At 73.2% G+C, this 12,817-nt stretch carries 11 protein-coding genes and 1 pseudogene; 7 read left to right on the top strand and 5 right to left on the bottom strand.

Annotation, left to right across the window (positions count from 1 at the left end):
* Window position 1: 1 nt before the first annotated feature.
* Window positions 2-1,354, bottom strand: coding sequence for a D-inositol-3-phosphate glycosyltransferase (gene mshA, locus DJ476_RS15090; RefSeq protein ID WP_112490752.1), 1,353 nt, complete (start codon window positions 1,352-1,354; stop codon window positions 2-4).
* Between the two features lie 266 nt (window positions 1,355-1,620).
* Between mshA and DJ476_RS15095 the strand changes: the two genes are divergently transcribed.
* The 3 genes from DJ476_RS15095 (at window position 1,621) to DJ476_RS15105 (ending at window position 5,549) form a co-directional block, all read left to right on the top strand.
* On the top strand, window positions 1,621-2,415 hold the full coding sequence (locus DJ476_RS15095; RefSeq protein ID WP_112490753.1) for a class I SAM-dependent methyltransferase: 795 nt from the start codon (window positions 1,621-1,623) through the stop codon (window positions 2,413-2,415).
* 248 nt (window positions 2,416-2,663) lie between these two features.
* Window positions 2,664-3,761 (top strand): C40 family peptidase, encoded by a 1,098-nt coding sequence (locus tag DJ476_RS15100; protein WP_112490754.1) that lies wholly within the window; start codon window positions 2,664-2,666, stop codon window positions 3,759-3,761.
* Between the two features lie 378 nt (window positions 3,762-4,139).
* Complete coding sequence (locus tag DJ476_RS15105; protein ID WP_103420745.1) at window positions 4,140-5,549, top strand: PP2C family protein-serine/threonine phosphatase; 1,410 nt, start codon at window positions 4,140-4,142, stop codon at window positions 5,547-5,549.
* Here the strand turns inward: DJ476_RS15105 and DJ476_RS15110 are convergent.
* The 3 genes from DJ476_RS15110 to DJ476_RS15120 all read right to left on the bottom strand — a co-directional run bounded on the left by DJ476_RS15110 (window position 5,531) and on the right by DJ476_RS15120 (window position 7,309).
* On the bottom strand, window positions 5,531-5,866 hold the full coding sequence (locus DJ476_RS15110; RefSeq protein ID WP_018488957.1) for a DUF2516 family protein: 336 nt from the start codon (window positions 5,864-5,866) through the stop codon (window positions 5,531-5,533). The genes DJ476_RS15105 and DJ476_RS15110 overlap by 19 nt on opposite strands.
* 182 nt (window positions 5,867-6,048) lie before the next feature.
* Window positions 6,049-6,750: a hypothetical protein gene (locus tag DJ476_RS15115; RefSeq protein ID WP_112490755.1), complete on the bottom strand. Its 702-nt coding sequence runs from the start codon at window positions 6,748-6,750 to the stop codon at window positions 6,049-6,051.
* Window positions 6,751-6,784: 34 nt separating this feature from the next.
* Window positions 6,785-7,309 (bottom strand): helix-turn-helix domain-containing protein, encoded by a 525-nt coding sequence (locus DJ476_RS15120; RefSeq protein WP_112490756.1) that lies wholly within the window; start codon window positions 7,307-7,309, stop codon window positions 6,785-6,787.
* A gap of 202 nt (window positions 7,310-7,511) precedes the next feature.
* Here DJ476_RS15120 and DJ476_RS15125 point away from each other — a divergent pair, with 202 nt between their 5' ends.
* Together DJ476_RS15125 and DJ476_RS15130 are read left to right on the top strand one after the other, a co-directional pair.
* The gene (locus DJ476_RS15125) at window positions 7,512-8,438 is read left to right on the top strand and encodes an NAD(P)-dependent oxidoreductase (protein ID WP_112490757.1); all 927 of its coding nucleotides are present in this window, start codon (window positions 7,512-7,514) and stop codon (window positions 8,436-8,438) included.
* Between the two features lie 126 nt (window positions 8,439-8,564).
* Window positions 8,565-9,488, top strand: a pseudogene (locus DJ476_RS15130) (LLM class F420-dependent oxidoreductase).
* Window positions 9,489-9,548: 60 nt separating this feature from the next.
* Here DJ476_RS15130 and DJ476_RS15135 read toward each other — a convergent pair.
* On the bottom strand, window positions 9,549-10,829 hold the full coding sequence (locus DJ476_RS15135; protein WP_112492521.1) for a helix-turn-helix transcriptional regulator: 1,281 nt from the start codon (window positions 10,827-10,829) through the stop codon (window positions 9,549-9,551).
* A 130-nt stretch (window positions 10,830-10,959) separates the two neighbouring features.
* On the opposite strand from DJ476_RS15135, the gene DJ476_RS15140 reads away from it, so the two are divergent.
* A complete protein-coding gene (locus tag DJ476_RS15140) occupies window positions 10,960-11,556 on the top strand; it encodes a DinB family protein (RefSeq protein WP_112490758.1) in 597 nt (198 codons plus the stop codon).
* A gap of 158 nt (window positions 11,557-11,714) precedes the next feature.
* Entirely contained in the window at window positions 11,715-12,791 is a 1,077-nt protein-coding gene (locus tag DJ476_RS15150) for a winged helix DNA-binding domain-containing protein (RefSeq protein ID WP_112490760.1), read from the top strand.
* The last annotated feature ends 26 nt before the right edge of the window (window positions 12,792-12,817 follow it).

Consider the following 12,817-nt stretch of genomic DNA (forward strand, 5'->3'; position numbering starts at 1 on the left):
CTCAGCCGTGATGGGTACGCGCCCGGCGGCGGTGGTCGGCCAGGGCCGCCGTGTAGACGTCCGCCGTCGCGGAGGCCGCCGTGTCCCAGCCGAAGGACTGGGCGTGCGCCGCGGCGGCGGCCCCCATCCGCTCGACCAGCTCCGGCGCGTCCGCGAACCGCTCCAGCGCGCGGGCGTACGCCTCCGGCTCGTGCCCGGGTATGAGGAAGCCGCTGACCCCGTCCCGTACCGCCACCGGCAGCCCGCCCACCGCCGCCGCGACCACCGGCGTACCGGCCGCCTGCGCCTCGATGGCCACCAGGCCGAAGGACTCGCTGTACGACGGCATGACCAGCACCGACGCGGCGCGGAACCAGTCCGCCAGCCGGTCCTGGCCCACCGGCGGGTGGAACCGTACGACATCCGCGATACCGAGCCGGGCCGCCAGCTTCTGGAGCCCCTCGGGCTTGGCCAGCCCGCTGCCGCTCGGGCCGCCGACCACCGGCACCACGATCCGGGAGCGCAGGGACGGGTCCCGCTCCAGCAGCACCGCCACCGCGCGCAGCAGCACGTCCGGGGCCTTCAGCGGCTGGATGCGGCCCGCGAAGAGCGGGATTAGCGCGTCCTGCGGCAGGCCCAGGCGGGCCCGCGCGGCGGCGCGGCCGTCGGCGGGGCGGAAGCGGTCCAGGTTGACGCCCGGGTGCACGACGGCGACGGAGGAGGGGTCGGCGTCGTAGAAGCGGACGAGTTCGTCGGCCTCCTCGGCGGTGTTGGCGATCAGCCGGTCGGAGGCGTTCACGATCTGGGTCTCACCGATGACGCGGGCGGCCGGCTCGGGGGTGTCGCCCGCGGCGAGCGCGGCGTTCTTGACCTTGGCCATGGTGTGCATGGCGTGCACGAGCGGGACGCCCCAGCGCTGGGCGGCGAGCCAGCCGACCTGGCCGGAGAGCCAGTAATGGGAGTGGACGAGGTCGTAGTAGCCGGGGCGCTGGCCGGCCCACGCCTGCATCACGCCGTGCGTGAAGGCGCAGAGCTGAGCGGGCAGGTCCTCCTTGGCGAGCCCCTCGTACGGCCCGGCGTCGACGTGCCGGACCAGGACCCCGGGGGCCAGCTCGACGGCGGGGGGCAGCGAGCCGGTGGTGGCCCGGGTGAAGACCTCGACCTCGATGTTGATCGCGGCCAGGCGCTTGGCCAGCTCGACGATGTAGACGTTCATCCCGCCCGCGTCGCCCGTGCCGGGCTGGTGGAGCGGGGAGGTGTGGACGGAGAGCATGGCGATCCGGCGCGGCTTGCGGGAGGACCCGGGGAAGCCGCCGGGGAACCGCAGACGGGGGCCGGTCCGGGTGGAACCGAGCCGGGAGACGTACTGGCTCACGTCGTCGGTCCTCCTCACTCAGGGCATGCCACGAAGGGGCGCGGGGCCCTTCCGAAGGGCGAGAACAGTGGAATCCGCCCTTTCATTTCCGCTTTGCCAAATCATTACGGAGGCGGGAGACGGCGGCACCCCCGGCTGCACCCGGCCGCGCGCAGCCCGGCACCACCTTGGCGCAGCCGCCCGGGCCACAGCCGGGCAGCTCCCGGGAAGCGTCCGCCCGACGGCCGTCCGGGTACCCGCCCCTCCCCGTCGCATACGCTCACCGCATGCGCCAGCGCCCCATCGGCACCGCCACCCGCGGGACCACCAACCCGAACCGGCTGCGCCGCATGGACCGCTGGATCGCCGCCGTGCACGGCCCCGCCCTGCGCCGCGCCGACGCCCCCGTGGCCGTCGACCTCGGGTACGGGGCCGCGCCCTGGACCGCCGTCGAGCTGCTGGCCCGGCTCCGTACCGCCGAGCCCCGCACCGCCGTGGCGGGCATCGAGATCGACCCGGAGCGGGTCGCCGCGGCGCAGCCGTACGAGCGCGAGGGGCTCACCTTCGTCCACGGCGGCTTCGAGATCCCGCTGCCGGTGCGGCCCACGCTCATCCGGGCGGCGAACGTGCTGCGCCAGTACGACGAGGACCAGGTGGCGGAGGTCTGGGCGCGGCTGTGCTCCCGGCTGGCCCCCGGCGGGCTCCTGGTGGAGGGGACCTGCGACGAGATCGGGCGGCGGCATGTGTGGGTGGCGCTGGGGCCGGAGGGGCCGCGCACGGTCACCTTCGCGACCCGGCTCGGTTCGCTGGAGCGCCCCTCCGACCTCGCGGAGCGGCTGCCGAAGGCGCTGATCCACCGCAATGTGTCGGGCGAGCCGGTCCACGCGTTCCTGCGCGACTTCGACCGGGCCTGGGCGGCGGCCTCCCCGTACGCCTCGCTCGGCGCCCGGCAGCGCTGGATCGCGGCGGTGCGGACGCTGGCGGCCGACTGGCCGGTGGTGGACGGCGTACGGCGGTGGCGCCAGGGAGAGGTGACCGTCGGCTGGGACGCGCTGCGGCCGGACGATCACCCGAGTGGGTGAAAGTATGCTCTTTCGGGGAACGGCGTCGGCGTGTCGTTCGTCCTGGGAGTGGGGGTCAGGGGTGAGGGGGCGGAGGTACTGCCTCTGTTGCTTTACGGGGCCGCATGGCACCATCGCGATGTCACCTGAACGTTACTGACGGTAAGTCAGATGCTCGTTATCCGACTTCTGTTGCTTTTGTCTGGTTTTGCCTTGCCTGAATCCACCGATCCGGACCAGCTCATGGATTCAGCACGGAGGGGGAGTTCGTGAATCGACGCCACTGCGCCGCCGCAGCCATCACGCTGGTCTGTGCGCTGGGTCTGCTGACCCTTCCGGCCCAGGCGGTGGCCGCGCCGACACCGGACTCGTCGCCGTCCCCGGCCGCTTCGGCCCCCGCCGCTCCTTCCGGCCCGGCGTCCTCCGAGAGGGACCTGGAGAAGATCCGCCAGGAGATCGAGACGCTCTACCGGAAGGCCGGGGCCGCGACGGACGCGTACAACCTCGCGGAGGAGCAGGCGAAGAAGCAGTCTGGCGAGATCGTGAAGCTGGCCAAGGCGATCGTCGACGGGCAGGCCAAGATAGCCGAGCTGAAGGACCGCGCCGGCGCCCAGGCGCGCGAGCAGTACCGCAACGGCGGCCTGCCGCCCGGCGCCCAGCTGGTCCTCAGCGACGACCCGCAGCTCTTCCTGGACGGGATCAACAAGGTCCGCACCAGCCAGCAGGCGAACAAGACGGTCCTGGCCCAGCTGACCCGCACCCAGGAGGACCTGGAGACGTACACCCAGGACGCCAGCAGCAACTGGCAGAAGCTGGAGTCGAACCGGGTCAGGCAGGCCGAGGCCAAGAAGAAGATCAACGCCCAGATAGCCGCGGCCGAGAAGCTCGAATCGCAGCTGGAGAAGAAGGAGCGCGACCGGCTCCGCCAGCTGGAGCGGGAAGCCGCGAACCGGGCCCAGTCCGCCTGGCTCGCCACCCGCCCGGCGCCGAGCGTCGGTGTCAGCGGCGAGGCGACCGCGGCCGGGCGGGCGGCGGTCGCCTTCGCGAGCGCCCAGATAGGCAAGCCGTACGTCTGGGGGGCCACGGGCCCGGGCTCGTACGACTGCTCGGGGCTGACCTCGCAGGCCTGGGCGGCGGCGGGCCGGCCGATCCCGCGCACCTCGCAGGAGCAGTGGCGGCTGCTCCCCCGCATCGACATCAGGGACATGCGCCCCGGCGACCTGATCATCTACCACGCCGACGCCAGCCATGTCGGGATGTACGTCGGCGACGGCGCGATCGTCCACTCCCCGCGCCCCGGCCGTCACGTCACGCTGGCGGGCGCGGGCTCGATGAAGATCCTCGGCGTGGTCCGGCCGGACAAATAGGTCCGCTCTCCCCCAAGTGGGGCTTCCGCCCCTCCCGGGCGGGCGCGGGTGTCCCGGCCCGGGCTTCCGTGAGCGCCCCGGGTGTACGTAGGCGCCCGGCGTACGCGCACGCTCCCGGCGTACGTGAGCGGCGCCACCCTCACCGTCCCGACGCGGGCGGGCGCGGGTGATGTTTGTCATGGCCTCCACCCCGCCCCCGGCGCGCCCCATCTCTCCGGATCCGTGCCGTGAAGCGGCTTATGACGGCGCATATGACAGGGGCCGATCCCCGTGCGCCATTCCGTTCCCCCGCCGCAGACCGCTATCGTCCCCGACTGGCGTTCGCCGATCGGCGTACCGCCGTGCCCTCGGGGGAGGGGAGGACCCGAACCGATGCCCGTGCCCGCACCCGTACCGCCGCAACGTGACGTTCCCGCCGCGGAGACCGGCCCTGCCGCCGGTCACACGGCCGACCTCACCGTGCTGGTGATCGAGGACGACCCGGCGAGCGGCATCACGGGCCCCGAGCTCTCGGCGGCGGCCGGCACCCGGGTCCGTATCCGTACCGCCCGCAACCTCACCGAGGCCGGACGGCTGCTCACGGACGACGTCGACTGCATCCTGCTGGACCTCGCCCTCCCCGTACCGACCGCAGGCACGGCCACCGGCACCGGCGCCCCCTCCCCGTCCGGCCGCGGCGGGGACCACCGCCCGGAGCCCGCCCCGCACCGGGCCGAGGAGCTGGCGGTGCTGACCCACGTCCTGCGGATCGCCCCGCTCCACGCCGTCCTCGTGCTCACCGCGCAGGACGACACGGAGCTGGCGGCCGAGGCGGTACGGGTCGGGGCGCAGGACTACCTCTTCCGGGGGGAGCTGGACGCGCGCGTGCTGAGCCGGGCGATCCGGTACGCCGTCGAGCGGAAGCGGGCCGACATCGCCCAGCACCAGCTGACGGAGTCCGGGCTGCGCGCCCAGGAGAACGCCCGGCTGGAGCGCGGCCTCCTGCCGACCCCGCTCCTGGAGGGCTCCGACCTGAGCTTCGCCGCCCGCTACCGGCCCGGCCGCAGCCGCGCCCTGCTCGGCGGCGACTTCTACGACACCGTGCGCACCCCGGACGGCACGGTCCACGCGATGATCGGTGACGTCTGCGGGCACGGCCCGGACGAGGCGGCGCTCGGCGTCGAGCTGCGGATCGCCTGGCGGGCGCTGACGCTGGCCGGGCTCTGCGGGGACCGGCTGCTCTCCACGCTCCAGCAGGTGCTGGAGCACGAGCGGCAGAGCGAGGAGGTCTTCGCGACGCTCTGCACGGTCGACATCGCCCCCGACGGCCGCCGCGCCGGACTCTGCCTGGCCGGTCACCCCGCACCCCTGCTGGCCCGCCACGGCCGACCGGCGAGGCTGCTCCCGTACGAGGACGGCGGCCCGGCGCTCGGTCTGCTGCCGCACGCACGGTGGCCGCGCCGCCAGGTGGAGCTGGGCGGGGAGTGGAGCCTGATGATGTACACGGACGGGCTGATCGAGGGCCGCGTCGGGGCGGGCAGCAGTCAGCGGCTCGGCCAGGACGGCATGGTCGCGATGGTCAACAGCCGGCTGGAGCAGGGGCTCGCGGGCGAGGAGCTGCTGGAGGCAGCGGTCACCGAGGTGCGGGAGCTGAACGGCGGCGAGCTGACGGACGACGTGGCGGTGCTGCTGCTGGGGCGCGACCCGGAGCGGATACGCCGACGGGGCCGGAGCGCCCCGCGCCCCGGCCCCGCCTCGACCGCTTCCGCCGCTCCCGCCTCCGCGAGCGCTCAGCGCCCGCCGTTGTAGGGACCGTAGGGCCCGTCACTGCTGGAGCCGCCCCGCCGGCCGCCACCGCCCGAGACCTCCTTGAGCGCGGGCCGCACGTCGACCATGAACACGATCGACGCGACGACACCCGCGAGCTGGAGGAAGAGGAAGGGGACGAACAGGTTCACGGCGACGGCGACGCCGAGAATGATCAGCCAGAAGGACTTCTTCTTCTTGTCGGCGGCACGGTAGGCGTCCTCCCGGGCGGTCGCCGCGAAGACGAAGGCGACCACGGCCAGCACGAGCATCGCCAGATAGAGCAGCTGGAGGAGTGTGCCGAATCCTGAGAGCAACATGGTGTGTACCGCCTAGTGAGTGGATGAGCGCCCTGCGGCCGAGAGGGCCAAGGTACCGGGACAACGAACCGGCCACCGGTAAAGGTGCCCGTCCCGCACCCGGGTCACGCTTCGTGGGTGCGGGACATCGGTACGGGACATCACGCTCCGTACGTACGGGGCACGGGTCCGGACCGCCGGGGTCACTCCCCGGCGGGCGGGGTGGCCTTCTTGGCGGCGGGCTTGCGCGGGGCGGGAGCCTTCTTGGCGACAGGCTTCGCGGTGGCGGGCTTGGCAGCCACAGGCTTCGCGGCCACGGGCTTGGCGGGCGCCGCCTTGGGCTCGCTCGAAACCGCGGCGGTCTTGGCCTCGGGCTCAGGAGCGACGGGCGTGGCCTTCGCTTCGGTCTTCGGCGCTGCCTTCGGCTCGCTCTTGGACGCGGGCTTCGGCTCGGCCTCCACGACGGCGGCGATCTCGACGATCTCGTCGGCCGTCTCGCCGCGCCAGGTCCGTACGGCCTGCTCGCCGTGGACGGCGACCTTCTCGTACGTCTCCCGGGCCCGGACCGCGTACTCGGCGGCGATGCCCACACTGCGCAGCGCCAGGTCCTGAGCGCTCTCGCCCAGCTTCTTCAGGTCGGCGGCGTCCAGCGCCCCGAACACCTCGGAGACCTTCGCCTGCACGGTGGCCTGCGCCTCCTTGGCCTGCGTGGTCACCTTCTCCTGCACGGCCTTGGGGTCGGTGTTCCGTACGGCCTCGATCCGCGCGGGCGCCTCGGCCCGCAGCTGCTCGATCAGCGCGGGCACCTTGAGCGCCTGCTGCACGGCGAGGTCGGCCGTACCGGCGGCGAAGTAGAGGGGCGTGCGGTCGGTGAGGGTCTTGCGCAGGTCATCGGTGATGGCCATGACTGTGGTCCTCCCGGATCATCAGAACCAGCGGCTAGCTGTGAGGGTTGTCGTCTCTTCTGGCGTCTGCCTTGAGCGTCGGATCGGCACCGACCGCGTCGTCCGTGCCGGGTCTCCCGTCCGTGCCGGGTCTCCCGTCGGCGCCGGATCTCCCGTCCGCCGGGGGTCTCCCGTCCGCCTCGTCCGTCCCGCGCGTCCCGTCCGTCTCGGGCACGAATCCGTTCTCGCGGCGGAAGGAGTCGTAGATCTGCAGCAGGACGTTCTTCTGCCGCTCGTTGATCGACGGATCGGCCAGGATGACCGCCCGCGTCTCCAGCTCCTCCCGCTCCCGCTCGTCGAGGATTCCCGCCCGTACGTAGAGGGTCTCGGCCGAGATCCGCAGCGCCTTGGCGACCTGCTGCAGCACGTCCGCACTGGGCTTCCGCAGGCCGCGCTCGATCTGGCTGAGATACGGGTTCGACACCCCGGCGGCATCGGCGAGCTGCCGCAGCGAGAGCTGCGCGGCCCTGCGCTGCTCCCGGAGGTACTCACCGAGATTGCCGACGTTGAGTGATGCCATGACTCGATACTGCAACACAAGTGCTAACTATTGCAAGCGCATGCTTGCAATAGTGTCGCGCCGCACCATGAGCCGCTGGCCCCACCCACTTTTTTGTGCGTACTGGGCAACGGCCGACGGCGGACCGATGCTGGGTACGGCCACGCGTCGCCATCACTCCATTTATCAAGAAAACGCCGATATCTCATTCGGGAGTTGAGCCATGTCTCCGTCGACGGAACACCACGAACACCGCGACCACGACGAACAGTCCGCCGCCGCAGTCACCGTCATCGGGCTGGGGCCGATGGGGCGGGCCCTCGCGGGTGCGTTTCTCGATGCCGGGGTGCGGACCACCGTCTGGAACCGGACTCCGGGGCGGGATCGGGAGCTGGTCGAGCGGGGCGCGATCCGTGCGTCGTCGGCCGAGGAGGCCGTGGCCGCGAGCGGGCTGACCGTCGTCTGCGTGGTGAACTACGGCGCGGTGGAGGCGATCCTGCGGCCCGACGCCGTTGCCGGTGCGCTCAAGGGCCGTACGGTGGTCAATCTGACCGCCGACACCCCGGACCGGGCCCGGGAGACCGCCGCGTGGGCGGCCGAGCACGGTGTGCGGTATCTGGACGGGGCGATCATGACGCCGACGGGGACCATCGGGACCCCGGACGCCGTCCTCCTCTTCAGCGGGCCTGAGGAGCTGTACCGCGAACACCGGTCCGTGCTCGACGCGCTGGGCGGCACCCACACCCATCTCGGTGAGCGCATCTGCCGCGCGGCGGCCTACGACATCGCGCTGCTCGACATCTTCTGGACCGCCATGGCCGGGTTCAACCACGCCCTGGCCGTGGCGCGGGCCGAAGGGATCTCCGCCGGGGAGCTGGCCCCCTTCGCCGCGGGGATCGGGGCCATCCTTCCGGCGATCTTCACGGAGGTCGCGGCGGAGGTGGACGCGGGGACGTTCTCGGACGAGGGCAGCCCGGTCACCTCCACGGCGTCGACCATGGCCCATGTCATCGAGACCTCCGAGGCCCACGGCATCGACGCGGGCGTCATGCGCGCCGCCGAGGGCCTCGCCCGCCAGGCCATCGGGCTCGGTCATGGCGCGGAGGGGTTCCACCGGGTCGTCGAGCTGTTGGGGCGGCAGCGGGTCTGACCTTCAAATTCCCTGTTAAGTGAGTGAGTTGGCGGGTGGGGTTGCGGATCAGCCGTTCATGCGACTGACCAGCAGCGTTCACACCTGTACGGAATTCGGGTCCCGGCGGCGGCCGTTGGCACCCGTATGACCATGGGAGTAGCACTCAACGCGCGCGACGCCGACAACGAGATCGACGCCACCGTGGCGCTCGCCCGGGAGGCGGCCGGTGCCGGGCTGCGGTCGGCGTGGTTCGGGCAGCGGTTCGGCGCGGACTCGCCCGCGCTCGCCGGGATCGTCGGACGGGAGGTGCCCGGCCTCCAGGTGGGGACCTCCGCCGTTCCCGTCTTCGGCCGCCACCCCCTCCTGGGTGTCCAGCCAGGCCCAGACCGCCCAGGCCGCCACCCACGGCCGCTACCGCCTCGGGCTGCCCCTCGGCGCCAGGCACCTCGTCGAGGGCGGCTTCGGGATCCCCTTCGAGCGGACCATCGCCCGGCTCCGTGAATTTCTCACCGCCCTGCGGCAGTTGACGGAGACCGGCAGCGCCGACTTCCACGGTGAGCTGCTCACCGCGACCACCCCGATCCCCGCGCGCGTCCCGGGCGCCGAGGGCGGGGTTCCGCTGCTCGTCGCCGCGATGGGGCCCAGGCGCTCCGGGTCAGCGGTGAGCTGGCGGACGGGATCCTGCCCTATCTCGCCGGGCCCCGCGCCCTGTCCGAGCAGATCGTCCCGGCCGCCACCCGGGCGGCCGAGGAGGCCGGGCGGCCCGCGCCCCGGATCGTCGCGCTGGTGAACGGCGTGGTCACCGACGACGTCGACGCCGTACGCCAACGGGTCGCCGCGCAGCTGGCGTTCTACGAGAAGATCCCGTCGTACGTCCGTGCCATCCAGCTCTCCGGCGGCCGCCAGGCTATCGACGTGGCGGTCATCGGCGACGAGAAGGCGGTCGCCGCCGAGGTCCGGCGCTACCGGGACGCGGGCGCCACCGAGGTGGTCTTCGCCGGGACGGAGGTGGCCGGAGAGGCTGCCCGCCGCCGTACATGGGCGCTGCTCGGGGAGTTGGCCGGCTGATCACCCCGGAGAGGGCGGCTGATCACCCGGGAGGCGGCTGATCACCCGGGAGGCGGCTGATCACCCGGGAGGCGGCTGATCACCGGGGGGCGTCTGATCACCGGGGGCCGGGCTCCCGGGGGTGGCCGATTCCGTCGCTGCCGCGTAGCGGGTCGCCAACTGCCGGAAGGCTGAGGCAAGTTCGGTAGGGCCGACCACCTCGATGTCGGTGTCGAACCTCCCGATGGCGGCGGCCAGTCCGAGCCACGACCAGGAGCCCAGCACCAGACGGCAGCGGTCCGGGCCCAACTCCTCGACGACGCCCTCGCGGGTGTGGCGGAGCACCTCGGCGGCGGGGAGGCCGAGGATCACCTCCCCCCGGCAGGGCCAGCCACCGGGGGCTCCCCCGGCGGCACCGGTGGCGTCGATGCCCCGGAACCGGGCGGTGATGAAGGCCGCCACGCTCCCGCCGGGCACCTCACGCGGGGTGAAGCGGGGGCCGGTGGGGGTGCGCGGAGTGATCCGGTCGGCCCGGAAGGTACGCCAGTCGGCACGGTCCAGGTCCCAGGCGACCAGGTACCAGCGTCGGCCCCAGGTGACGAGGTGGTGGGGCTCCACCCGGCGGGGTGGAGGCGGGGGCTCGGGGGTTGTGCTCGCAGGGGCCGTGCTCGCGAGCGCGGGGGCCTGGCCCGCAGAGGCCGTGTTCGCGGGGGCGAGAGGCAGGGCCGGGGTCGTAGGGCGCAGGTTCGCGGGGGTCGTGCTCGCGGGGGCGGGGGGCGAGTCAGTGGGGATCGGGGGCGTAGAGGTCGAGGGTGTGAGGGTCAGGGGCGTGAGGGTCGGGTCCGCTGAGGTCGGGTCGAGAACGGTCCCCGACACCGGGCTGTAGTCGAAGCGCAGCACCTCGCGGGCGTGGACGGCGGCGCCGATCGCCATCAGGACCCCGCTGTCCACCTGCGGGTCCGGGCGGGTCGCCGGGCGGTCGACCGCCGTGAACCGGAGGGTGTCGACGCGGTGGCGCAGCCGGGCGGGCAGGACCTGGCGGACCGTGTTCAGGGCGCGGGCCGCCGCCTCCTCGATGCCCGCGCCCGACGTGGTCGCGATCTGGAGGGCCACCGCCAGGGCCACGGCCTGCTCGTCGTCGAAGAGGAGCGGGGGCAGCTCCGTACCCGCGTCCAGGCGGTATCCACCGTCCGGGCCCTTCGTCGCCACGACCGGATAGCCCAGTTCCCGCAGCCGGTCCACATCGCGGCGCACGGTGCGCGGGCTGACGTCCAGACGTTCGGCCAGCAGCGCCCCCGGCCAGTCCCGGCGCGCTTGGAGGAGGGAGAGCAGCGACAGCAGCCGTGCGGAAGTTTTCGGCATGGCATCCATGGTGCCCGGAGTAGCGGACATAACCTGTCCTCTTCTCTTGGGATGGTGGATCCGTGCCGAAGAACGCGTCGGAAGACGCGGCCGAGGCGCGCGTACACACCGTGGACCCAGCGAAAGGCCGATGACCATGACCTCCTCCCCCGAGTCCAACCCCAACCCCTCCCCCGCCCACGACGGCGAGCGCGCCGACCTCCTCGCCGAGCTGGCCGAGGCCCGGGGCGCCCTGATCCGTACCGTGAACGGACTCGGCGACCAGCAGATCGCCGAGCGGCCGACCGTCAGCTCGCTCTGCCTCGGCGGGCTGGTCAAGCACGTCGCCTCCACCGAGGAGAGCTGGCTCCGCTTCGTGACCGAGGGCCCCTCCGCCATGACCTTCGATCTACCCGAGGGCGTGACCTGGGAGGACTTCGCTGCCGGGACCGCCCACACCTACCCGCAGTGGGCCATCGACCGCCAGAACGACTTCCAGGTGCTGCCCGGCGAGACCCTGGCCGGGATTCTCGCGCGGTACGAGGAGGTCGCCGCCCGCACCGAGAAGATCGTCGCCGCCCTCCCCGACCTCTCCGTGACGCACCCCCTGCCCGACGTGCCCTGGAACGAGCCCGGAGCCGTACGCAGCGCCCGTCGCGTCCTCATCCACGTCATCGCCGAGACGACCCAGCACGCCGGGCACGCGGACATCCTCCGTGAGGCCATCGACGGGCAGACCTCGACGTGAGCCGGAGCGAGAGCGGGAGCCGCAGCCGTAGCGGGAGCGGGAGCCGTAGCGGGAGCGGGAGCCGCAGGGGTGACGGAAGCGGAGGAGGGGGCCGTGGCCGCGCACAGGCCCCCGTACTCGGCGCGCGGGCGCTCAACCGTGCCACCCTCGCCCGCCAGTTGTTGCTGGAGCGGTCCGAACTCCCGCCCCTCGAAGCCGTATCGCACCTCTGCGGATTGCAGGCGCAGGAGCCGCAGGAGCCGTTCACCGGGCTCTGGTCCCGGCTGCGCGGCTTCCAACCCGGCGTGCTCTCGGACCTGTTGACCGGGCGGCAGGTCGTCCGCACCCACCTCATGCGCCGGACCGTCCACCTCGTCACCGCTGCCGACGTCCTCGCCTGGCGGGCCCGTCACAACGCCATGCTGCGGCAGCGCGTGCTCGGGGCCTACCGCCGCGAACTCGCCGGGGTCGATCTCGACGAACTCGCGGCCGCCGGGCGGGACGTGCTGGCCGACGGCGAACCCCGCTCGATGGCCCAGCTCGCCCGCGCGGTCGCCGACCGGTGGCCCGAGCCGGGCACCCGGCCGCTCGGGGAGATGCTGGTCGCGGGCGTCCTGCCGATGGTGCAGCTGCCGCCGCGCGGGGTGTGGCGGCAGAAGGCGGGGGTGCGCAACGCGCTGGTCTCCTCCTGGCTGGGGCGCGAGATCGACCCGCTGCCCACGGAGGACGGTTCGGATCCGGTGGGGCAGGAGCTGGTACGGCGCTATCTCGCCGCGTACGGGCCCGCCGCCACCGCCGACGTCCGCGCCTGGTCCGGTCTCGCCGGGCTGCCGGGGGCCGTCGCCGCCCTGCGCGGGGAGCTGGTCACCTTCCGCGACGAGCGCGGCCGAGAGCTGCTCGACCTGCCCGACGCGCCGCGCCCGGACCCCGAAACCCCCGCGCCCGTACGGTTCCTGCCCGCCTTCGACAACGCGATCCTCGGCTACGACGACCGCACCCGGATCATCGACGACGCCGACCGGGGTCTGTCCGTCGCCGGGTCCCGGGTCGTCCTGGTCGACGGCCGGGTCGCCGCGACCTGGGACGTGGAGCCGGGGACGGAGAGCGGGAAGGGCGCCGAGGACACCGTGGTCGTCACGCCGTTGCGGGCGTTCTCCCGGAGCGAGCGTGCCGAAGTCGCGCAGGAGGGAGAGGAGTTGGCCGCCTTCCTCTCGGACGGTGAGAGCGCGCAGGTACGGGTCACGGCTTCGCCGTGAGCGGGGGCCAGGAGGGCACGAGCCGG

It is taken from the genome of Streptomyces bacillaris (assembly GCF_003268675.1).
GTDB lineage: Bacteria > Actinomycetota > Actinomycetes > Streptomycetales > Streptomycetaceae > Streptomyces > Streptomyces bacillaris.

Bases quoted from the DNA above. Each gene is read 5' to 3' on its own strand.
- DJ476_RS15095 (WP_112490753.1), top strand. From the start codon at position 1,621: ATGCGCCAGCGCCCCATCGGCACCGCCACCCGCGGGACCACCAACCCG.
- DJ476_RS15110 (WP_018488957.1), bottom strand. From the start codon at position 5,866: ATGTTGCTCTCAGGATTCGGCACACTCCTCCAGCTGCTCTATCTGGCG.
- DJ476_RS15115 (WP_112490755.1), bottom strand. From the start codon at position 6,750: ATGGCCATCACCGATGACCTGCGCAAGACCCTCACCGACCGCACGCCC.
- DJ476_RS15120 (WP_112490756.1), bottom strand. From the start codon at position 7,309: ATGGCATCACTCAACGTCGGCAATCTCGGTGAGTACCTCCGGGAGCAG.
- DJ476_RS15125 (WP_112490757.1), top strand. From the start codon at position 7,512: ATGTCTCCGTCGACGGAACACCACGAACACCGCGACCACGACGAACAG.
- DJ476_RS15135 (WP_112492521.1), bottom strand. From the start codon at position 10,829: ATGCCGAAAACTTCCGCACGGCTGCTGTCGCTGCTCTCCCTCCTCCAA.
- DJ476_RS15140 (WP_112490758.1), top strand. From the start codon at position 10,960: ATGACCATGACCTCCTCCCCCGAGTCCAACCCCAACCCCTCCCCCGCC.